The organism is Parendozoicomonas callyspongiae (genome assembly GCF_023502345.1).
GTDB classification, from domain to species: domain Bacteria; phylum Pseudomonadota; class Gammaproteobacteria; order Pseudomonadales; family Endozoicomonadaceae; genus Sansalvadorimonas; species Sansalvadorimonas callyspongiae.
Genome location: NZ_JAMFLX010000012.1, coordinates 36670 through 57416, shown reverse-complemented (window position 1 = coordinate 57416; position 20747 = coordinate 36670). Strand labels below are relative to the sequence as shown.

The 20747-nt window shown below is 48.7% G+C and carries 20 protein-coding genes; 8 read left to right on the top strand and 12 right to left on the bottom strand.

Annotation, left to right across the window (positions count from 1 at the left end; translation table 11 throughout):
• The first annotated feature begins 91 nt into the window (after positions 1–91).
• The 3 genes from M3P05_RS10385 (at position 92) to M3P05_RS10375 (ending at position 3237) form a co-directional block, all read left to right on the top strand.
• Positions 92–2005, top strand: a complete 1914-nt coding sequence (locus tag M3P05_RS10385; protein WP_249699519.1) for a bifunctional metallophosphatase/5'-nucleotidase — start codon at positions 92–94, stop codon at positions 2003–2005.
• A 67-nt stretch (positions 2006–2072) separates the two neighbouring features.
• Entirely contained in the window at positions 2073–2675 is a 603-nt protein-coding gene (locus M3P05_RS10380; protein WP_249699518.1) for a carbonic anhydrase, read from the top strand.
• Between the two features lie 88 nt (positions 2676–2763).
• Entirely contained in the window at positions 2764–3237 is a 474-nt protein-coding gene (locus tag M3P05_RS10375) for a DUF2947 domain-containing protein (protein WP_249699516.1), read from the top strand.
• On the opposite strand, the gene M3P05_RS10370 is transcribed toward M3P05_RS10375, so the two are convergent.
• Positions 3234–3926 (bottom strand): LysE/ArgO family amino acid transporter, encoded by a 693-nt coding sequence (locus tag M3P05_RS10370; RefSeq protein WP_249699515.1) that lies wholly within the window; start codon positions 3924–3926, stop codon positions 3234–3236. The two genes, M3P05_RS10375 and M3P05_RS10370, sit on opposite strands and share 4 nt — an antisense overlap.
• A 73-nt stretch (positions 3927–3999) precedes the next feature.
• Between M3P05_RS10370 and M3P05_RS10365 the strand changes: the two genes are divergently transcribed.
• Complete coding sequence (locus M3P05_RS10365; protein WP_249699514.1) at positions 4000–4896, top strand: LysR family transcriptional regulator ArgP; 897 nt, start codon at positions 4000–4002, stop codon at positions 4894–4896.
• Between the two features lie 35 nt (positions 4897–4931).
• Here M3P05_RS10365 and M3P05_RS10360 read toward each other — a convergent pair whose 3' ends face one another.
• The 4 genes from M3P05_RS10360 to M3P05_RS10345 form a co-directional block, all read right to left on the bottom strand.
• The gene (locus M3P05_RS10360; RefSeq protein ID WP_249699513.1) at positions 4932–5081 is read right to left on the bottom strand and encodes a hypothetical protein; all 150 of its coding nucleotides are present in this window, start codon (positions 5079–5081) and stop codon (positions 4932–4934) included.
• Between the two features lie 172 nt (positions 5082–5253).
• Positions 5254–7791, bottom strand: coding sequence for an inositol phosphate phosphatase SopB (locus tag M3P05_RS21130; RefSeq protein ID WP_249699512.1), 2538 nt, complete (start codon positions 7789–7791; stop codon positions 5254–5256).
• Positions 7792–7930: 139 nt separating this feature from the next.
• On the bottom strand, positions 7931–10411 hold the full coding sequence (locus M3P05_RS10350) for an ABC transporter permease (protein ID WP_249699511.1): 2481 nt from the start codon (positions 10409–10411) through the stop codon (positions 7931–7933).
• The gene (locus M3P05_RS10345; protein WP_249699510.1) at positions 10408–11094 is read right to left on the bottom strand and encodes an ABC transporter ATP-binding protein; all 687 of its coding nucleotides are present in this window, start codon (positions 11092–11094) and stop codon (positions 10408–10410) included. The genes M3P05_RS10350 and M3P05_RS10345 overlap by 4 nt, the downstream gene beginning before the upstream one ends.
• 31 nt (positions 11095–11125) lie before the next feature.
• On the opposite strand from M3P05_RS10345, the gene M3P05_RS10340 reads away from it, so the two are divergent.
• A complete protein-coding gene (locus tag M3P05_RS10340; RefSeq protein ID WP_249699509.1) occupies positions 11126–11749 on the top strand; it encodes an arylesterase in 624 nt (207 codons plus the stop codon).
• A 524-nt stretch (positions 11750–12273) separates the two neighbouring features.
• A complete protein-coding gene (grcA, locus tag M3P05_RS10335; protein WP_249699508.1) occupies positions 12274–12657 on the top strand; it encodes an autonomous glycyl radical cofactor GrcA in 384 nt (127 codons plus the stop codon).
• A 38-nt stretch (positions 12658–12695) separates the two neighbouring features.
• Here the strand turns inward: grcA and M3P05_RS10330 are convergent, their stop codons facing one another.
• From M3P05_RS10330 to M3P05_RS10305, 6 genes are all read right to left on the bottom strand, one after another.
• On the bottom strand, positions 12696–13046 hold the full coding sequence (locus tag M3P05_RS10330) for a hypothetical protein (protein WP_249699507.1): 351 nt from the start codon (positions 13044–13046) through the stop codon (positions 12696–12698).
• Between the two features lie 124 nt (positions 13047–13170).
• Positions 13171–15345: a hypothetical protein gene (locus tag M3P05_RS10325; protein WP_249699506.1), complete on the bottom strand. Its 2175-nt coding sequence runs from the start codon at positions 15343–15345 to the stop codon at positions 13171–13173.
• A 29-nt stretch (positions 15346–15374) separates the two neighbouring features.
• Complete coding sequence (locus M3P05_RS10320) at positions 15375–16607, bottom strand: hypothetical protein (protein WP_249699505.1); 1233 nt, start codon at positions 16605–16607, stop codon at positions 15375–15377.
• On the bottom strand, positions 16607–17515 hold the full coding sequence (locus M3P05_RS10315) for a cyanophycin synthetase (RefSeq protein ID WP_249699503.1): 909 nt from the start codon (positions 17513–17515) through the stop codon (positions 16607–16609). Before M3P05_RS10315 ends, M3P05_RS10320 begins: the two co-directional genes overlap by 1 nt.
• A 3-nt stretch (positions 17516–17518) precedes the next feature.
• Positions 17519–18364, bottom strand: a complete 846-nt coding sequence (locus tag M3P05_RS10310) for a D-alanine--D-alanine ligase family protein (RefSeq protein ID WP_249699501.1) — start codon at positions 18362–18364, stop codon at positions 17519–17521.
• A gap of 101 nt (positions 18365–18465) precedes the next feature.
• Positions 18466–18969 (bottom strand): hypothetical protein, encoded by a 504-nt coding sequence (locus M3P05_RS10305; protein ID WP_249699500.1) that lies wholly within the window; start codon positions 18967–18969, stop codon positions 18466–18468.
• 29 nt (positions 18970–18998) lie between these two features.
• On the opposite strand from M3P05_RS10305, the gene M3P05_RS10300 reads away from it, so the two are divergent.
• Both M3P05_RS10300 and cspE read left to right on the top strand, forming a co-directional pair.
• Positions 18999–19388 carry a VOC family protein gene (locus M3P05_RS10300; protein WP_249699499.1) on the top strand — a complete coding sequence of 130 codons (390 nt, stop codon included), beginning with the start codon at positions 18999–19001 and terminating at the stop codon, positions 19386–19388.
• 483 nt (positions 19389–19871) lie between these two features.
• Positions 19872–20081 (top strand): transcription antiterminator/RNA stability regulator CspE, encoded by a 210-nt coding sequence (gene cspE, locus M3P05_RS10295; RefSeq protein WP_249699498.1) that lies wholly within the window; start codon positions 19872–19874, stop codon positions 20079–20081.
• A gap of 134 nt (positions 20082–20215) precedes the next feature.
• Here the strand turns inward: cspE and M3P05_RS10290 are convergent, their stop codons facing one another.
• Positions 20216–20566, bottom strand: a complete 351-nt coding sequence (locus tag M3P05_RS10290) for a hypothetical protein (protein WP_249699497.1) — start codon at positions 20564–20566, stop codon at positions 20216–20218.
• Between the last annotated feature and the right edge of the window lie 181 nt (positions 20567–20747).

The window sequence follows — 20747 nt, the reverse complement described above, 5'->3', positions numbered from 1 at the left end:
TAGCCGCTGTTCAGCTTCTGTTTGCTCTGGCTGTTTACTTGCGGTTTACGAGCCGATTAAACTGGCGTCAGTGAAGTTTTTGAAAATAATAATGATGCGCTCAAAGCAAATTCTCTGTTTCCTTTTCCTGCTGCTTCCCATTATCAGCTTTGCAGCCGGAAAACCCTTTACCATCCTGCATACCAATGACTGGCAGTCCAGGCTGCTTGGCTTTGGCCCTAATGCTGAATACTCACCCGGCACATTGAATGACGATTTAACCATCGGCGGTGTTGCCAGACTGGCAACCAAGATTGAGCAGCTACGCAGATCTCACACAGACGAAGCCACACTGCTTCTTGATGGCGGCGATATCAGCCAGGGAACACTGTTTCACACTCTTTACCGAACCCATGCTCCAGAGCTCCGGCTGATGAAGCTGCTGGGCTACGACGCCATCACACTGGGAAACCATGAGTTTGATTTTCGCCCCAACGGATTGTCGCGCATGCTGGAGAGCGCCAGCCGCTATATTGACCAACTCCCACCCATTATCGCTTCCAACCTGACTCTACCCCCGGCACAAAAGCACCTTCAGGACCAGGGTGTTATTGAGTCATGGAAGATTATCGAGAAGAACGGTATTCGCTTTGGCCTGTTCGGTCTTATGGGACAGGATGCAAACCAGTCCGCACCCGAGGCCAAACCTGCTGTTTTTGAAGACCAGCTGGCTACCGCCCGAACCATGGTCAAACTGCTCAGGGAAAAGCAGAAGGCTGATGTTGTTATCCTGCTGTCTCACAGTGGCATCGTGCGCAACAAAGATGGCTCCTGGGGCGGCGAAGAGGTGGAGTACGCCCGCCAGGTGCCCGGTATCGACGTTATTGTTGGGGGCCACAGCCATACCGTACTCTTTGAAGCACTCACTGTAAATGACACCCAGATCGTTCAGGCTGGCTCCGAAATGCGCTACCTGGGCGAACTCGCACTGGAGCTGACCGATACCGGGAAAGTGAAGCTCCGCAGTTACAAACTGCACCCGATTGATGACAGTATTCCGGGAAGCCCCATCGTTTCACGCCAGGTTAGCGACTTTAAAAGAATCATAACTGAGGAGGTTCTTTCTCCTCTCGGCTACACCTTTGACCAACCATTAGTGCAGACACCGCGAACACTTGATCGGGTTTTCGGGAATCCGGTACTTGGCAATCTGGTTGCCGATGCCATTCGCAAAGCCGCTGGCAGCGATATTGCCCTGACCACAAACGGCGTTATCAGGGGCGATATTCTTAAGGGTGAAACCGGCATTCAAACCGTCTCTGATATTTTCCGGCTTGAACCACTGGGAGTTGGCAAGCTGGATGATGAGCCGGGTTATCCGCTGGTCAAGGTCTGGATGAATGCCAAAGAGCTGCGCAATATGATGGAAATCCTGGTGCTGGCCTACCAGGTTTATGGAAAGTCCTACTTCCCGCGTGTATCCGGTTTACGTGTCACTTATAACGAATACCGCCCTCCCCTTGACCGGGTTGCCAGTATTGAACTGGGTGATCCGATTAACGGTTTTACATCTCTGAACCTGAATGATACAGACAAGCTCTACAGCTTTGCTGCCAGCAGTTATATAGGCAGCTATGCCTGGATCGTTGGCGATATCAGTCATGGTCTTCTGGAAGTCAATCCCAAGGACGCTAACGGAAATATCCTCGACGATCTGGATAAGGCTATTATTGATCGTGATCTACAACTGCCAGGCATTCAGGAATACAAAATGTGGCAAGTTCAACTCGACTATTTCAGCCAGCTGCCGGATAAAAATAATGATGACATTGCTGATATCAGCCTTGATGAAAACATCACGACACCAAGAATGGTTACAAACAACAGTCTTCATCCTAACCTGTTGTTTCAAAACGCTACCTGGATTATGTGGACGGTGGTTGCCGTCCTGTTTACGCTCCTGCTGATTATCCTATCGATCTTTAACCGACTGCTCCGTGCACTGCTTAACCGCAAACAGCCTTGAGCTTGGAAAAAGCCTTTAGCCTGCAGCAAAACAGTCATGCAGCCCACAAACAGCCATTGAGACCGCCATGGATGAGATTAACAGACTCGTAAAACAAAACAGAAAATGGGCCGAAAATAAAGAAGAGGAGCACCCTGGCTTCTTTACTGACACCGCCCGCAAGCAATCACCTGAATATCTCTGGATAGGCTGTTGCGACAGCCGTATGCCGGCCGAAATGGTTACCGGCATGGAACCCGGTGATATGCTGGTTTACCGGAACGTTGCCAACCTGGTGACCACCCGGGACACAAGCTGCATGGCCGCCATCCAGTTTGCTGTGGATGCCCTTCATGTGAAACATATCATTGTTACCGGCCACACCAATTGTGGCGGTATACAGGCCGGTTACAGCAACAATGCTTCTGGCGAACTGGAAGAGTGGCTTAAGCCTGTCCGTGATCTCTGTGACTGCCATAAGGATCAAATCGAAAATATTCCGGATGACCAGGGCCGTGTTAACCGACTGGTTGAGCTGAATATTGAACAACAGGTGCTTAATCTGGCCGATCTTCCCGTTATACAAAACGCCTGGAAGAGAGGACAGCAGCTTACCATTCACGGCTGCCTGTACGATCTGGCAACCGGCGAGCTTAATCCGCTTGGCATAATGGTCAATAGCCTGGATTAGGTTCTGTAGACCTAAAACGACAGAAGCAGGAAAGGTGGCAATCTGGTAAGCTTGTCGCCTTTCATACTTCCGTTTAAATACTTTCCTGATGAAGTACATCCCTCTTTCTGATTACAAGAATGCCTGGATCTTCCGCCATGCTGATATGCCAGTACCTGCAGAAGACCTTCCACTAATCAAACCTCTGTCCCAGGTATCCGCGACAGATGTATGGCGAAACAATATCAGCAAGCAGTGTGATACTCCGGAAGACTTCAGCAATGGGGACTGGCCTTTCAACCCTGAGAACTGGCCGGAATCAACCCAATGGCAGGAGCAATGGGAATCAGATGATCCTGCGCTGCCGGAAGAAGTTGCCAAACATCTCCAGTGGACGCCTGAAACCACTGTCTACTACTGCATCGACAGTGATGCGGTTCTGGAAACCACCTGGGATGCTTTCAGCCGTCACTGGAAAAACTTCCTGTTCTTCGATGACGAATGCATTCTGATTGGCCGCAAACGCAAGCAGGCTTTGCAGTTCCATCAGGACGGTACGGTATCTCTGGGCCTAAAGGGCTAATTGAACCACTTGATAACGAGAGTGGCCGCAATACTCCACATCAAAACGCATACAAAAAGGTCGATCCCCTGACGAACTCTGGGACGACTCAATGCCGGTGCCAGCTTTGCAGCACCGGCAGCCAGCCCGTAAAACCAGATCACTGATGCCAGCGCGGTCCCACTTGCAAACAACCAGCGTTCAGCACCTTCAAACTGTGCACCAATGCCACCGAGAATAACGACAGTATCAAGGTAAACATGGGGATTGAGCAGTGTAAATGCCAGGGTGGTGAGCAGTGCACCTTTTTGAGAGTACTTTTTGTCCACTTCCCCCTTGGCAATTGCCAGACTACCAGCCGGTCTCAATGCGCTTCTCAAAGAGGTCAGTCCGTACCAGAAGAGGAAAGCTGCACCACCAATTGCAATAAACGACAAAGCCGTTTCATTCGACGCAATGAGACTCCCAGCACCAAAAACGCCTGCAAAAATCAGTGCGATATCGCATAGAACACATATAGTGGCGACAAAAAAGTGAAAATTTCTGGCAATTCCCCTTTTCAAAACCCAGACATTTTGTGCTCCAATCGCTATGATAAGCGACGCGCCAAGCGTGAAGCCCTGAACAAAAGGCATATACAGCATATGTTTATCGGTTTTCTGTTTGTTAGTGTAAAAAATTAGACTAAGAACATAAGGTTCTGTCGGCATGAATTTATGCATTCAGAACCTAACAGAAACCATTTGATCAGATAAGAGTTCTTAAGTCTTTTCAGTTTCTCTAATGAATAATCTGGATTATCGCCTCATTGCCGCCCTGGACGCTGTTATTAACAAGCGTAGTTTCGAGAGGGCAGCTGAGCAGCTTTGCATTACCCAGTCTGCTGTATCCCAACGTATACGACAACTGGAAAAGCAGCTCGGGCAACCACTTCTGGTTCGGAGCCAGCCTCCCCAGCCAACCAAAACCGGACAACGCCTGCTGGCCCTGTTCCGACGGGTTCAGCTGCTGGAAAAAGAGGCCATGCCAGAACTCCAGACCGACAATAACGGTCAGTACCTTCCCCTGGCTCTGGCAGTTAACCCTGATTCCCTGGCAACCTGGCTGCTGCCTGCACTCGCTCCTCTGCTGAGAGAGGAGCCCATCGAACTGGATATTCGTCTGGCTGATGAGTCACGAACACTGGATCTTCTCCGACGAGGAGAAGTTTTGGGCGCTATCAGTAGTGAACCGTCTCCCGTATCCGGTTGTATTGCCGATCGCCTTGGTCGCATCGAATATGTCTGCGTAGCTTCCCCATATTTTGTCGAGCGCTATTTCAAAAATGGTGTTGACCGTGAAAGTCTGATGACTGCACCGGCAACGGCATTTGACCATTTTGATGATCTGCACCAACGCTACCTGGAAACACATTTTGACCTGCCACCCGGTGAAGTTCCCTGTCATATCGTCGGAACCTCGGAGGCGATTGTTTCCCTGGCAGCCAACGGTGTCGCTTACGGCATGATTCCTGACCTGATGATCAGGGATAAGCTGGCTTCAGGTGAGTTGACCGAGATTATTCCGAATATTCGCCACAACCGGGTACTGTTCTGGCACCGCTGGGCACTGGAATCCGGTGTTATGAAGCAGGTCAGCGAGTATCTGATTCGCCACGCCAAAGAGCAGCTTCTGCCTTAAAGATTGTTTAAAGCCAGGTTCTGTTGACGTAAGAGTCAGGACTCTTCAGTGGGATCGTAAACTGGATCATTGCAGGCATCGAACTGACTGTCAGCTCGCATATCTGCATAGCTTTCTTCTCGTTCGGGGCTTTCAAAGACTGAACGGGATTTTTCATGTTCTGGTGGTTGAGTGTTGTCGTCCATGATTTTTCCTTAGAGCCTGTTCATGATCTTTCGCAGATAGCAAAAATGACGAGAAAAGCGCCTGTTTCTTTGGTTTTGTGAGGCGCATAGTGGTTCTATGTAACGAGCAAAAGCGGAGAAACAGGTGCTTTTACTCGCATTTGCAGCCTGCGATAAGATTATGAACAGGCTCTTAGTGGAGAATCCTGTAGAGAACTTCGCCCTGCTCTTCTTCTCCATAACTGGTCTTATATCCGGGCAGGTTAACATTCTGAAGCTGGATTTCGACTTCCCCTGCACCATATAGAAATGTCTGCACAGCTTCCCGGTGTTCTCTATCTGGAGGAGCGAGAGGGTCAGGCACATACCCTAAACGATCAATCTCTGCTGCAAGGACTTTGATACGGGCATCAGCCTCGCCGGTTCTGTCTTTACCGCTTTTACAGCCAAAGTGACACTCAGCACCTATTTTGAAAGAAAGCAACTGCAGTCGTTCAACAAACTTGTAAGCGTCGTATCCCTCGCCATGATGTTTTTGCTGGCTGTAAAGAATACGGCATTGGTCTGCCAACTGGCGAACAATGGCTTTGTCATGCTCTGATGCTTTTGAGGTTTCCAGCCATTCTTGCACCATCCCACCCATATCTGCATCAGGGTGAGGATATCCCAGCAATACTTCCAGACCCGAGTCGTTATAACTGTCGGATGATTTCCATGTCTGCCCAAGAGTTGAAGCCATGTTGTTCAATCCCAGGGCATTTACCGGAATATTCATGGACGCCAGCCTTACCTGGGTTTTTACCAGAAGTGGATTTCCCTGACTGTCTTTCATTTCAAGAACAAGAGGCTGCTCAGCACATAGTTGCTGCAGGATCTGGTTCTGCTTCTGTTGAAAAGTCAGCTCATCATCATGGATACCCGAGCGAGACCGTAGTTCGTCAGGAGAGAGAAGTGAGGTGGTGACAAAATCCATAGGCATAACACCACCGGCCAGGATTCGATTCTGTTCTTCCTCTGACAAGTGGGCAAACTTATGGGTAAACGCTGCCGAGAGTAACTCGCGGGCACGATTCTCCAGCCCCTCTTCCTGTTCCTTTGCTGTCTTAGCCTTATAGGGAAGCAGCAGTCCGCTCCGAACGCCCGAGAAGAGCTCCTTGCCCTCACTGTTTACCAGTTTGGTTTCATAAAGATTAACAGCATGAACCTTTTCAGTTTGATCGGCGGACGAACGCCCACTTCCCAGGTAACTGACCGGGAACGGATCCTGGTTTCCTGCTGCCTGTTTTGGATCATGCAATCGCATCTGCCCGGCCGGAGTTTGCTCACTACGATAGAGACGCGTTCCATGACCACAGCGAACAGGCAGTGTTTTTGAAATAGTCTCCCACGGAAGACTGTTTGATACAGCTGCCGCCGTTTTTTTCCAACGCTTTTTCAGCCCGGAGGAAGAGACACCCACAGCTTTCAGATCACGCTGAAGATCTTTGACATCATATTTCACCGCCTTTTTCATAAAAAGGTAACTGGGGAATTTCTTGAGTGGCAAAGCATCCCTTTTCGCGAGAAGAACCTCTCTCAGATCCTTCATGTTACTAATCTGCTCGTTTAGCTTTTGGGATGGGTAATCAACCAGACGCCTTTCCTTCTTTTCAATATCAGCATCCAGAATAATAAGAGCAGTATTCAGCTTGGTGGCTTCAAGTTTTCTTTGCTGCTCCTGTCCACGAAAATCGGCATTGGAAAGGTGTTCAAGAAACTGTATGTGACCGTCCATTCCCTTGAGCTGGCGATAGAGATCCAGAGCCATTCCCTGGCGCATCTCTTCAGAAAAACTGACTCCTGCACCCGCTTCCAAAGCCCTGACGGCATTACTTACACGATTACGATGACTTTTGGCATCCTTTAGCTGGTTTTCCCAGCTGCTCTGGTCAAGCCTGTCAAAGGGGGAGTTCCACTGTAAATCAGAAGACACCCAAGAAATCTGAGCAAACTCCTGAGCATATTCTTTATCGTAATCATTCAACTCTGCCTGGTTGAGCCACTGGCTGAACTGCTGCGAGTAAATTGCCTCGCCATCGTTCATTGCCAGATCACCTCCTACCAGCTTCATGGTTTCTGAAGCTGACACAGAAATTGCTGACCGGTGATTGGCAATAACTTCATTAATCAGATTACGGGCCTCCCGCGTGCCTAGCTTGTGGTCACCTTCCTGATGCATCGCCTGGCGCAGATGTTCCTGCAGATGACGCCGTTCATAACCGGGCAGATCTTTTGGGGAAAAACCATAGTGGCGGGTAAAAAGCTTACTGGCCAAGCTGTCAGCTTTCTCCAGGTTCACCCATTTACTGGAATGCCTGGAGTTACACTGCTCAATCTCATCTTTCAGCCGGACGGCTTTATTATGGAGAAGAACGATTCGTCTGGCTGTCAGAGGCTTGTTGCCGACCTCACGCATAACCTTACGGCTGACTTGATCGCCATAGCCTCTACTCAGATGCTCTGCGACTGACTCCTTTTGATAGACAACCTGGGGGTCACTCTTTTCTTCACGACCAAGAACCCGAACCAGCCAGCGGGTAAAGATGTTACCGCCCGGTTTTTCATCAACCTGGTGATCAAGTTTCTGGTAGTCAGTAACCTGCCCGCGCTCCAATGCGTGCCTGAAAGCTTCCACAATATTTTCCTGCTCACTGGTACTGCAGCTGTTATCGGCCTGAGCATGAAAATCCACAGTAAATTGAGCAGGTTACAGGTCAACAGGCGGCCTTATCCACAGTTACCCACAGAATCACTTATCAAATGATTGAATGACCTGTGGATAACAAGTGAGGAGGCAACTTATCCCTGAGAATTCTAAAATTGTTGTTTTTTTAAACAGCGCTTAAAACCGATACCGGAGCCCTACGTATAACCCTGCGCACCCCCATCCATCCGGCAGTTCCGATCACAGTAGCGCCCGCAACTGGGAGAGAAATCCACATCCAGTAAGCAGGCTGCCAGTTCAGCTCAAACACCCGGGTGTTCAGCCAGTAGCTGCAGAACTCTGCTCCAACAACAGCCAGTACCCCTGACAGGCCACCAAACAGGATAAACTCACCAGCCTGCATAAGAATCAGCTGCCGACGGGTTCCTCCCAGGGAACGGATCAGTGCTCCTTCCTGCAACCGCTCATCAATACTGGACTCAATAACCGAAGCCAGAACCAGCAAACCTGCGACAAGCAAGGCAAAGAGCATGGCCTCAACAGCCAGGGTCGACTGAGCCAGCATCTTGCGCACTTGACCGATAACGGAATCCAGGTCAAGCAGGGTCATGGTTGGGAACGAGGTTATCAATGCATTCAGCTGAACCTTGTCTTCTTCAGGCAGATAGAAGCTGTTAAGCCAGGTAGCCGGAAGCTCCTCAAGAACTGCTTCAGGAAAAATCATATAGAAGTTGGGCTGGAACGATTCCCACTCAACCTGCCTGATACTGGTAACCGCCTGGGAAAATTCCTGGCCGGACACCATAAAGGTGAGCTGATCACCCATTTTTATCCCAAGGTTTTCAGCCAGCTCTTGTTCCACTGAAAGGCCTTTCTTACTGCCAGATTTCCACCAGCGACCTTCTATAAGCTTGTTGGTATCAGGGAGTTCCGGCGACCAGGTCAGATTCAACTCCCGATTCAAAGAGTTGTGGAGCCTCTGCTCTTTGGAAACCGCCTTTCGCACTTCCTCACCATTGATCTTCACCAGTCGACCGCGAACTATGGGATACAACTCACTGCTGTCGATACCGTTGCTGTCGAGAAACTCCCGGTATTCATCAACCTCGGAAGGTTGAATATTGATGGCAAAGTAGTTCGGGGTATCTTCAGGTAGCTTATCCTGCCAGCGATCAAACAGGTCCGTACGTAGAACCAGAACAATCGCCATAGCCATAAAGGTGAGCGAGAAGGCCAGCAGCTGGGCTGATGTTTTTCCTCTTTCCTGCACAATCCTTCGTAAACCCAATCTCCACGAATAGGGAATGGAACTTATACCTGCCCGACGGCTAAACCCTAACAGCAAAGCCTGTATTCCCATGGAAACGGCCATCAACACTATACCGGACGTCAGTACAATAATAACGGTCATCACCAGCTCACCGGTGTGATACCAGAGCAATGCGGCCATGGCGACAAGCGATAGGGTATAAACCAGCCATGAAGCAGGCGGTGCTGGTGTCAGTTCACGACGCAGAACTCTTAATGGTGAAACGCCATGCAGCCTTAGCAACGGTGCCAGACCAAATCCCGCCAGGGTAATTATTCCAGTCGCACCACCGACCAGCATCGGAACAAACCCCGCCTCGGGCAGCCACGCCGGTAACACTCCTTTCAGAAGACTGACGACACCTGCTTGCAGTCCCCACCCCAGCAATACACCAGGTAACGTGACCAATAGGGCGACAAGGAAAAGCTCGCCAAGGAGAACACTGACCACTTGTTTTCTGCTCGCACCCACACACCGCATCACAGCACAGGTGTCAAAACGACGTTCGGCAAAACGTCGACTGGCCATGGCCACAGCCACACCGGCCAGAAGAATTGCCGCCATACTTGCCAGGCCAAGAAACTGCCTCAGGCGTACGACCGAGTTGCGTAAATCACGACGACTGTCATCTGCCATAACCAGCCGTTCATTGCTTTCGAGTTTTCCATCAGTCCATTTTCGGAAGGACTGCAGCTGGTTGTTGTCTCCGGCAAACAGGGTTTTCCAGTTAACCCGACTGCCCGGCTGGATAATCTCGGTTTTCTCCACGTCGGCCATATTGAACAGTAGCCGTGGAGAGAGGCTGTAAAAATCTCCACCACGATCTGTTTCCAGGGTAATTGACCGCGTGATGGTTAACTCGGTTTCGCCCAGCTGAACTTGATCCCCAATTTTGACATTGAGCAGAGGAAACAATCTCGGCTCGAGCCATGCTTCACCGGGTTTTGGAGTATCACTGATCTGTCGGTCTGGAGTGAAAGGCTGATCAGCTGCCCGCATATATCCCCTGAGGGGATACGCTTCCTGAACAGCTTTAGCTGAAACAAGGTGCATATCCTCACCAGCCAACACAACCGAGGGAAATTCCAGTACAGTTGTCGATTGCAGACCCAGACTACGGGCTTGATCAGTGACTTCATTTTTCAGAGGGCGGGGACTGCGAATCATCAGATCCGCCCCCAATACTTCAGCTACCTGCCGACCAAGAGCCAGCTGCAGCCTGTCACTGAACAGTGCAATGGCAGTGCTGACAGCAATCGCCATCAGAAGGGAAAGCACAAGCAACCAGAGCTCGCCCGATCGCCAGTCCCGAACCAGAAACCGCCATGACTGCCTCATAGATCTTCCTCCAGCTTACCGCTATGGAGCCGGAGAACACGGTCACAGCGTTGTGCAAGAAGAGTGTCATGGGTAACCAGGATAAGAGTTGTGCCTTTCTCCCGATTCACCTCAAACAGCAAATCAATAATTTTCTCACCGGTATTCTCATCGAGGTTACCGGTCGGTTCATCGGCAAACAGAATGTCGGGATCACCGGCAAAGGCCCGCGCGATAGCAACCCGCTGCTGCTCACCGCCGGACAGCTGTCTTGGGTAGTGATCCATACGCTGCTCAAGACCAACCCGACTCAACAGGTTTTCTGCCCGCATACTTGCCTGCTTGTGGCCTGCCAGTTCCAATGGAAGCATGACATTCTCCAGTGCGGTAAGGTTGGGCAACAGCTGGAAGGACTGAAAGACAAAGCCAGTATGCTGACCTCTTACTCGAGCCCGTTCATCTTCATCCAGTTGGTCGATACGGGTACCGGCCAGGGCAACCGAACCTTCGGTTGGCAGATCGAGTCCGGCCAGGATTCCAAGCAGTGTTGATTTACCCGAACCGGATGCCCCGACGATAGCAACAGACTGTCCGGACTTGATCTCAAGGTTCAGCCCCGACAAGATAGTGAGCGCACCACTCCGGGCCGCTACGGTTTTATTCAGACTGCTGGCTGAAACGACAACTGGAGATGTGGTTTCCATAGAATCAGAAAATGCAGAAGAAGGTTGTGATATGCCATTCATAGTACGTTGTCGCCTATTGCCTCTGGTACTTTTATCTTTATTTGCTTTGAATGCGTGGTCTGCTCAGAAAACCCTGCTGGTGTTTGGCGACAGTCTCAGCGCTGCCTATGGTATTGATATAAATAAGGGCTGGGTTTCTTTATTACAAGACAAATTAAAACAAAGCTACCCCAACTGGCAGGTCATCAACCTGAGTATCAGCGGTGAAACAACGGCAGGAGGATTGTCGCGATTCCCTGATGCACTGGAAAAACACAATCCCGATATGATTCTTCTGGAGCTTGGAGCCAATGACGGTTTGCGGGGAACTCCGATCAAATCCATGAGGACAAACCTTGAGCAGATGCTTACCCAAGCTTCAAAGGAAAAGATCCCGGTTATGCTCTTCGAGATGCATATTCCCCCCAACTATGGTGGTGCCTATACCCGAATGTTTAACCAGACATTCCATAAACTTGCTGACAGGAAAGGTGTCACACTTCTGCCTTTCTTCCTTGAGGGGGTCGCTGGAAATGACCAGTTGAATCAGGTTGATGGTATCCACCCGAAAGCCGAGGCCCAGCCAAAGGTATTTCAGAATATCTGGCCCCGGCTCAAGCCATTATTAGACTAAAGGCTGTTCTTCACGTTCTTTCCCAGCCCCTGAAACAGGGGCTTAACCATAAGTCTCATAGACCGGGAACTTCTGCAGTTCTACGCTGTCGAAACAATCCAGGGAAGGATTATCCAACAACAAGAATTGGATCAGTATCAACATTTCAGAGTCTCATCTCACAGGGAAGGGTGGTTCTCGGCAAAATATGTAGTTTGCTACGCGACGAGCCCCGCAGCTGGCTCAACGATCACAACACAACAGCCAAAGCTGAACACCTGCATGATTCATTGGTAAAAAAGAAAGTTATTCCCCCAATGAAAAGCAGGGTGAATATCGCCACACTTACCCGATGGCTTGAAGCAGAATCAGTTTTAATACAATACCGCAAAACACTGCGGACTATACCGCACAAACAAAAATTTACATATCTTTGAACCACCCCTAAAAAATTGACTTAAATCAATTGCCAGACTCAACACAAGAATGTAAATTTCAACTCAAGTTGAACAATGCAGTATCACCGCAAGGTAAGCAGGGGTTTTATGAGCGTTAAAGGCATTCAAATAACATCCGCCGCCAACACCAGTCTTGAGCACTCTTTCTGGCTGCTCGATGAGGGGCAGAAGCAGGCACGCTGTATCTGTGTGAAAGACCAGATTTTTGCACAGGACGAAATCGTAGCACTGGAGCAGCTGGGTGATTTTGAATATCGTGAAGTTGCCCTGCAGAACAAGCCGGTACGTGAAGGTGGGCAGCACCTGAACGTTAATGTTATGTCCCGCGATATGCTTGAAGATGCTGCGGCCAATCCGGAGAAGTATCCTTCCCTTACAATTCGTGTGTCCGGTTATGCGGTACGCTTTAACTCTCTGACTCCTGAGCAGCAGAGAGATGTTATTACCCGGACCTTTACTGAATCCATGTAAGCAGTTGCTGCTGAAGTTTTGAATTGCCGGGCACAGTGTTATGGACGACACTGCTCCTGCAATCGGCTGACTCCGGACATACTGGCCGCCAGCGACACTCCAGCCCCCATCATGATCATTGGCAGGGGTATATTGGTGTACCGTGATAAATATTTATTGGCAGCCCAGCTTCCCAGAAACACACTGCCAAGTGAGAGTATATTCAGACCTTCCTTTTGGGCATGCCACAGAGCCTTTGGCTGCCACTGCGGAAGAAGTCTCTTCTCGAATCCTTCAGGAGGCAGAATATTTAATCTTCTTAGCTGATTAGTATTATTGATATGATCTTTGCCTGCCTGCCCCCCGAAAGTACTATCGGTTTGCTTTCCATAAACCGGTAATGACAACACTAAAAGAAAACAAAAAGCCCCTATTACTCTGTAGAGCGCAGATATGGCCAGACAATTCCTAAGTGCGAACATAGATTGAAAATTGCTTTTACTGCCAGCAGATGCAGCAATCGAGCCGAATCCCTTATCTGAAGCCCTGTTCAACAGCCTCTCTCAGATCTTCTGGCAGGTTCTCATAATCCTCATCGGTTATTCCCAGTATCCTGATCAGACTCCCATTGTCAGAATATTCTTCATCTGCAGTGGCCTCTAAATAATCTGGAGCATTATTCACCAACTCAACAATATTCAGTGCTGCTGCTTCAGGATTTCTAAAATTTGTAATGTCACCAATTATTGAGTCATGCCTACCCCAAAATGTGTCAACGTTGTTATGTATTCCAATAAATCGTATGGCACGGTTTATCCATCCACGCAAAACCTCATCAAACCCTTGACGGCTTCCTAGCTCTAACTCCCTAAGCGGGTCAAAATCAATATCTGGCAGCTCGACATAAAGAGTATTTGTTTCCGGGTGATCAAAGGTGCGTATCAAGCCATCACCATTCCGATTCACAAATTCGGCATAGTCTTCATTGCTCCTCAGGAGAATGCGCAGAAACCTGTTATTAGCTGCCTGGTTTCCCCGAATTAAAATCACATTCCTGTCTTCAGGAATAGCCTCTAAATATTCTCTTACTCTTTCATCTGTCGCTAACCGGTTTTCAATATCTCCACGAAGTAATGATAAATTCCTCACCGGTGCTGGGGCAGGTTCTGCTGTAGATATAGGACCAGCTTCTGGTGTTGGAGACACACCAGAAGACGCAGTTGGTGCTGCACCAGAGGGTGCCATTGGCGGTGTGCCAGCTGAAGAACCCGCTGGTGCAGGTGTTCGATTCTCACCTGATGGTTGCTGCTGAAGAGTCGTATTTGCCTGCCCAGCATCCTGCTCCTGAACTTGCCTTCTTAACCCTATCAACCACGAAATACCATACTGGGCAGCAGTACGTGTGACTATTGATCTCAGAATGGACACCGCCCGCCACGCTCCTCTCTCAGGACCGGGAATCAAGTCATACTCAAGTCGGCTTAACCATTCCTGGGTAATCTGCTGTGTGTCCGCGACACTGTTCAGCCAGATAAGCGGATTACTCAGCCCCTGACTTATTCCATGATCAACCAGCAAATATCCCCTTCCACCAAGAGGAAACATCATCAGATTTTCTGTGCTCAGCACTGAGACTTCCAGGTCCGAACACTGCGATTCAATCTCAACATTCTCAGAAAAATCGCGATCCAGATTCCAACTCAGAAGCTCTCCGAGTTCATTCAAAATACATTGGGACAAAGGCGATAAAACTGGTTTTAATCCACTGACGGCTGAATTCAGTCGAAGTGGATCAGTCAGCCATAACAGCCTTGAAGGGGTGTTTGGATATTTAATGGTAAAACCAAACCGGCTGCCATCTGCCTTACTGAATGTGGCAATCAACCAATTCCCCTGGTAATTAAAGGGCAACAACTCCAAATGGTTGATTTGATGTTTTCTGGCCTGACAGCGGAGTTTCATCAGCTCTGAATGAACAGCTTTATTTCCATCAACACCATCAGGCAAATCACATTCCTGTAATGACTCTTTTGTTGGAGTTTCCCGAAATTGAATCTTGATACTGGGTTCACTTTCTGCGGAATAAAATATGCGGAAATATTTCTGGTCAAACTCACTCCCTGGCAGCAGGGAATTCACACCTGTTGTATACAGGTTTGACTGACCGCTGTATTCAGCCAGGCCTTTAATAACAGCAGGAGATTCAAGGATCAGAGCTTCCAGAATCGGGTTAGGTATGTAATAAGGTGACCGGTTTATGATCAAATTCATCATAAATGGAATTGATCGCAGTCCAAGGCGGAAACCAAAGTCCGTCGCATCCTGTGCTGTGAGGTAGTCCAGCGTAATCCCCGCACCATTGAGCAGTACGGGCGTCACTTTCGTTATGTAATCGGGCAGTAGTCTTTGAGCCGCATAAGCTCCAACATAAAAACCACTAACGGTTAAAGCCGAAACAGCTTCTTTTCGAAGATGCCACTCGAGGCGTGTCTGATCGACAGGACGAACCCGGTGCCTGAACCCCATTGGTAACAGAGGCTCGATCTCAACTGATGTACCTGAACGACTAAACGGACCGCTTAAGGCTGGTGACTGATCTAAATCTAATCCGTCGGTATCACTATCCCGTTCACCCCGGGCAACAGCTGATGCAAGCAGAATAAGAAGACCAACAACTACCGAACTGCAGCTCCTTAGCCCCATTACCATCAGTACTCCACATTTTTTTGTAATGGCAGCTAAAGATAGACAGGTTTAGGCAATACGGAAGTTGACCGCGTATAGCAAATGTAACCCAACGAAAGCGGAGCACTCATCCAGTAAACAAATGATATTTCCGAAGAGCCCTCTACCCAGAAATACAGTGCCAGCAGGCTGAAAAACAGGGCGACTCCCATCTGGGAATACCAGCTCTTGGCCAGGATAAAGACCTGTTCACAACCAGGCTCAATCCAGTCGAAAAACAGTTTATTGAAGGCCAGGCGGAAGAAGCTGGTCATAAAAGCAATCGAAAGTACTGTTGCTGAGAATAAAGCCGTATTAGAGAAGGTCGTTGAGAAAAACGTCTCTCCAAGCCAGGCCCGCAAACCCCAAGACAGTGCGTAAAGCACAACGGCCAGCTGAAATACCCGTGTGGCATCCGTTCTGTCTATCCATCTTTTAATAGCCAGAAACACCAGGGACAGCACTATGGCCAGACCAACCACCAGACTTCCAAGGCGGGAATAACTCTCACTGCTCAGCTGATAGAGAGAAAGTACCCAGAAATAGCTTTCCAGAAACAGGAACAACCCATCCAGGACAAATATGGCCCTGACCTTTGTACCCAGTTCAAGAGAGCGAATATCGGCCATTCTGACAGGAGGTGCAGACAACGCTTCATGTATGGTTCGATGATTCACCGGGCTGTAAACCAGCACAAAGCCGGCTATTGCAATCACCCATGAGAGAGCCACAAGCCAGAGGTCCTGACCGTTATCAAGCAACAGGGCTCCTGCCAGAATGCCCACCTTGAGCAGGATTCCCACAATCAGCTGGAAATTGCCAAACCGGTTGCCTGAAGCGCCTCCCTTGCCGGAAGCATTCCCGTGAGAATTGCGCTGATCAATAAACAGCACCCGGAACGATAACCAATAGAAGCACCCATAAACACCACTGAGAAGCGCAAGAAGAGCCACACCCGACAGTGACAGACCGGACTCAACATTCTGCAGAACCAGAGCAGTGGTCAAAGCCCCTTCAGCGATAAACGAACCTGCAACCGCCAGCTTGCCGTGACGACTGGCTCTCAGCTTTTCCCATACCACCAGGCTACCCAGAAAAACCAGACCAGACATGGCAATAAAGCCTGATATCAAAGCCATGGACTGGGATTCCCGCCAGAGAATCACTGGCAGGAAGAAAGGCAACAGTCCGGTCAGGAAACCATGTAGCCCGGCAAACTGGTAGAAAAAGGCTGGCCGCTGAATCATCAGAAAACATCCGCCAGCTGGATATCAATGTTATCCAGTTTCTCGAAATGTCGGGTCAGATCTTCTTTCTCGCCATAACGAGGGTAGTCATGCATCTTCACATAAGGGCGGGAGTTTACTTCCAGAAGAATGCATTTTTGATCTTCAAAGCTGTACTCAATACCTTTCTCCATAATGACATCGATGCCCAGAATATTGGCGTTGAAGATATCCAGTACCTTTTCCATTAACTGGATATTCTCTTGGGGAACGGTGTCTTTATTAATCGTTTCCACCACACCGCCCGGAGCCAGGGCAATACGGTGAAACAGTTTGACGGTTTCTCCCTCTGCAGGAACGGTTTCCAATGAACGTTGGCTTTTCGCCAGAAACTGTTTGGTGGTTTCTCCTTTGCTCAGCGGATAGATGCAGGGGTAAAGCTCCATGTCCTCACGGGTTTTATTCTCCTGGTCAATAAGTTCCAAGACCGAGCTTTGCCCATTACCAGTCACCTGGGGCGGATAACGCCGGATAACAGAAATCACCTTACCATTGGCAACAAGAACCCGGTAATTACGCCCTTCCAGGTACTGCTCAACAACACTGACCGGCCACCAGATTTTTGCCAGAAGAATGGCTTTCCACAGCTCTTTGAAATTACGGATCGGAAAATAACTGCCCCGGGAAAAACCACCAACATTAGGCTTCACAACCAATGGAAAGCCATGCTCTTTGGCAAATCGGATAGCCCGCAGGGGATTAATAAAGATATCGCCCCTGGCGTGAGGAATATCATGCCCGGCAAAAGCATCACGAGCCTGCTCTTTGGAGCGGCAGCTTTTGCGTACATCCAGATCGTTATAACTGGTGCAGCCGTCCATAAAGGTTTTGCTGATCCAAGCATAAAGTGCTTTTTTCACTGACTTCATTATTTATGCTCCTTCATGTACGGGTGACTTGGTGACAGCTGCACGGTTCTCACGGTGAACCTTTAATTTGCGGAAAAAGACAGATTTACGGGAGCCGGTTTCTGGCACAGTTCCGGTGACATAGGCCAGCCGGGCCGTAACGTTATTCATGATCGAAATTTTTCTGGCCAGGCTGACATTGTCTGACAAAAGAACCAGCGGCATAGGCAGAAACAGATTGATCTCAAAAATATGGAAGTGACCACTCATTAACTCGTCAAGGCTGTTGGCACGGATACCAAAGCGTGCCATGCGGAACTTACCGACACTTCTCAGGTTCTGCCAAAGAGTTTGCTGCTGCTCTTCAGACAGCTCGCCGGTCATATCCCAATAACGGGTTTCACGGTTATTAATGCTGTTAACAGGCAGCTTTTCCCCGGACAGATTGATAGCTTCGGTGACAGACAGAACGGAGAAGTCTTCTTCCATGTCTCCAGGAATGATGTACACCTCAAATTCCCGTGACCCACTCGCGGCTTCCTGAATCAGGTAAGGAACATTACCCGCCGGACGCTGTGCACGAATCTGATCCAGTTGAACCTGGCTGCCTGCTCTGCGAATACCAACAGAGTTCTGGCCCCACTCCGGTTTAACAAACACCGGAAATGATTCGGGCTGTTCAATTCCGGTGTCACGAAATTGATTCAGTCTCCATGTCGCAGGAATAAAACGGTCAATATCAAGTTTGGAAAAAATACCCTTGGTTTCATTGAAGTAATCAGCATTCAACTGAAAGAACAACCAGGGCTTAACCCTTTGCCTGAGGCAGTGCAACAGATACAGCATCACCATGAGTGCACGCAGCAACATAAAAGCCTTCCTTCGATTTTTTCTTTGGAAGTACCTTTTCCATCACCTCGGGGTGAAGAAAAAGGTATTTCCCGCCCAGGACTGTTTGTTATGAATCTGAATCAGGACTTCTTGTCGCGAATAAGGGCGAAGTTTGCCCAGGCACTCAGAAGGCCAAGTACAAGAATGGAAACAGCGGCATAGAACAGAGACCCACCGTCGCTTTTACCTTGGTGCAGAACTTCAATACCCAGAGGTGTGGCAAGATGAAAGAAGGCAGCACCAGTCATAATACCCGCCGCAGCCAGACCACCAAGGCCATGAAGATTACGACGGCTCAACAGGGCAGGAACACGAACAACTTTACTGGCAGCAAACAGCAGGCCTGGCAGCAGGATCAGAGCAGATACAGCCAGCTCAGCAGCACCAACAGCAACTGCACCATGCTGAGCAAACCACTCACCGATACCCTGACCAAGAATGCCTTTCATCCATTCGCCGATAGTACCGAAGATATGCTGAGTGTCCGGGTGATTTAAAAATTTATACGGCAGTGACCCAAGAAAAACCTTGGCAGTCCAAAGTGCCACAACCCAACTGAAAAATGCTACAGCCTTATTTTTCATAAATCCCCCGGAGCCCCAAAAAGTCGGAAATGCCGACCAAAGATGTAAATAGAGTTACCTCCTCTTACGGTGGAAAACTCAGAGCGGATTCAGGAAGAAGATATTTTTTTGTGAAAAGGCCTGTAGCTGTATTGAAAAAAACAGTACCAAGCATGCCGAAACTGGAAGATAAAAAATGGCACAATGGTACGTTAACGGCTCAAAGTGCCAGTGCGGATTGGCCCGAACATTTGCCCGAAACCCGAGGAGCGGCAGGGAAAACACATGAAACCCCTTGCTATCACTGGCCTCAAAGCCAAATCGGGATTGAAAGCACCGGTGGAGAAATTGTCAGGGTTATCTTCTCATTTCCAGGAGGGCGACGATTCCACTTTACGGAACCTTCAGGCAATGAGTTTGCAGTTTGGTCTGATAAATAGAAGCGTCCCCAGCGAACTGTAAAATTGTCAATTGTGAATACCCTTCACTTTTGGTTCCGGCCAATCGGGCATGGCACTGAGTCATCTTTTCCTGAGCTTCGTCTCCATTACAAATCTTTACAATGCTCTGCATTCAAACAGTCCAGTCCCAAATAGAGCAGCAAAAAACCGCGATAATGCTAAAAAAGTAGCTCTCTGCCTGACTTGGTCTACTTTTATACGGCTGCGTTATTAACTGAATTCAAGACTCTGCTCTATCGAATAGCGGTTAAGTGCGTAAAAATAATAGCAACATGCCTATACCTCGAGGGGGGCAGGCGTTGTACCATGGCGAAAGTTAAAAGTGTGTTACATTCTTTATGATCGATTTAAAACGTCCCGGGCGTAGTAGCTCCATCCGTTTTTCATAAAAGATTGCAGAACTTCTAGCTTTACTGCCTTCATTGCAAGGCGAATTTGGTAATTGAAAATCAGGAAATAGCTATGTCTACTACTACCGGTATTGTTAAGTGGTTTAACGACGAGAAAGGTTTTGGCTTCATCACTCAGGAAAATGGCGGTCCAGACGTGTTCGCTCACTTCCGTCAGATCAAAGGTGACGGCTTCAGATCTCTGGCCGAAGGCCAGCGTGTTGAATTCACTGTGACCCAAGGTCAGAAAGGCCCTCAGGCTGAAGATATCGTAGTACTGTAATTTCAGTATCACGGCTTATCTGACCTTCAGTCAGATAAGCAATGTATCAAAAAAGGCAAAACCGAATGGTTTTGCCTTTTTTATTGGTTAAGGATGTCATATGCTAATCCACCTCTACTCCTCAGTTTTCCCAGTTAAGTAAAGACTTTACGGGATTCATGGATAACCTTAAGTGCTACATTGATCTTTCCGTCTGCCAGATTCTGCAGGTACATCTCCATTGCTGATTGAATCATTGGATGAAGCCTGGCTGGATAATCATTCATCTTTACATTTTGCGTCTTCCTATATCCTACAAGCAGGATATGTGGAATGCTCAGTTCCACTTCAATTTCCGTATTCTTTGAGCAGCAGGGCATATTAAGGTCCCCAGGTCTACCGCGTAACTTGATATTTTTTAGTTGAAGCTTTTCTTTGATTCTGAGGGCAAATACTGTAAGCAGTTCTGGATCATGCTTCTCAAGCTCTTCCCGTTTTACATGCATATTGAGAACTGGCCACAGTGAGGTCTCCTGCTGGAGTGTAAGAGCCTGTTCATAATCTTATCGCAGGCTCTTAGAAATAAGCTGAAGTATCAGTTGATGATGGGGATGGTGAACGGCTTCTTTTTCTGCTCCCTGTACCTTCATTATTCTGCACACTTGCTGTGGGGTAACTATTAAGGCT

Excerpts from the sequence above, each read along its gene's own strand:
- M3P05_RS10385 (WP_249699519.1), top strand. The coding sequence starts at position 92 with ATGATGCGCTCAAAGCAAATTCTCTGTTTCCTTTTCCTGCTGCTTCCC.
- M3P05_RS10380 (WP_249699518.1), top strand. The coding sequence starts at position 2,073 with ATGGATGAGATTAACAGACTCGTAAAACAAAACAGAAAATGGGCCGAA.
- M3P05_RS10375 (WP_249699516.1), top strand. The coding sequence starts at position 2,764 with ATGAAGTACATCCCTCTTTCTGATTACAAGAATGCCTGGATCTTCCGC.
- M3P05_RS10370 (WP_249699515.1), bottom strand. The coding sequence starts at position 3,926 with ATGCCGACAGAACCTTATGTTCTTAGTCTAATTTTTTACACTAACAAA.
- M3P05_RS10365 (WP_249699514.1), top strand. The coding sequence starts at position 4,000 with ATGAATAATCTGGATTATCGCCTCATTGCCGCCCTGGACGCTGTTATT.
- M3P05_RS10360 (WP_249699513.1), bottom strand. The coding sequence starts at position 5,081 with ATGGACGACAACACTCAACCACCAGAACATGAAAAATCCCGTTCAGTC.
- M3P05_RS10350 (WP_249699511.1), bottom strand. The coding sequence starts at position 10,411 with ATGAGGCAGTCATGGCGGTTTCTGGTTCGGGACTGGCGATCGGGCGAG.
- M3P05_RS10345 (WP_249699510.1), bottom strand. The coding sequence starts at position 11,094 with ATGGAAACCACATCTCCAGTTGTCGTTTCAGCCAGCAGTCTGAATAAA.
- M3P05_RS10340 (WP_249699509.1), top strand. The coding sequence starts at position 11,126 with ATGCCATTCATAGTACGTTGTCGCCTATTGCCTCTGGTACTTTTATCT.
- grcA (WP_249699508.1), top strand. The coding sequence starts at position 12,274 with ATGAGCGTTAAAGGCATTCAAATAACATCCGCCGCCAACACCAGTCTT.
- M3P05_RS10325 (WP_249699506.1), bottom strand. The coding sequence starts at position 15,345 with ATGGTAATGGGGCTAAGGAGCTGCAGTTCGGTAGTTGTTGGTCTTCTT.
- M3P05_RS10320 (WP_249699505.1), bottom strand. The coding sequence starts at position 16,607 with ATGATTCAGCGGCCAGCCTTTTTCTACCAGTTTGCCGGGCTACATGGT.
- M3P05_RS10315 (WP_249699503.1), bottom strand. The coding sequence starts at position 17,515 with ATGAAGTCAGTGAAAAAAGCACTTTATGCTTGGATCAGCAAAACCTTT.
- M3P05_RS10310 (WP_249699501.1), bottom strand. The coding sequence starts at position 18,364 with ATGTTGCTGCGTGCACTCATGGTGATGCTGTATCTGTTGCACTGCCTC.
- M3P05_RS10305 (WP_249699500.1), bottom strand. The coding sequence starts at position 18,969 with ATGAAAAATAAGGCTGTAGCATTTTTCAGTTGGGTTGTGGCACTTTGG.
- M3P05_RS10300 (WP_249699499.1), top strand. The coding sequence starts at position 18,999 with ATGCCGACCAAAGATGTAAATAGAGTTACCTCCTCTTACGGTGGAAAA.
- cspE (WP_249699498.1), top strand. The coding sequence starts at position 19,872 with ATGTCTACTACTACCGGTATTGTTAAGTGGTTTAACGACGAGAAAGGT.
- M3P05_RS10290 (WP_249699497.1), bottom strand. The coding sequence starts at position 20,566 with ATGCATGTAAAACGGGAAGAGCTTGAGAAGCATGATCCAGAACTGCTT.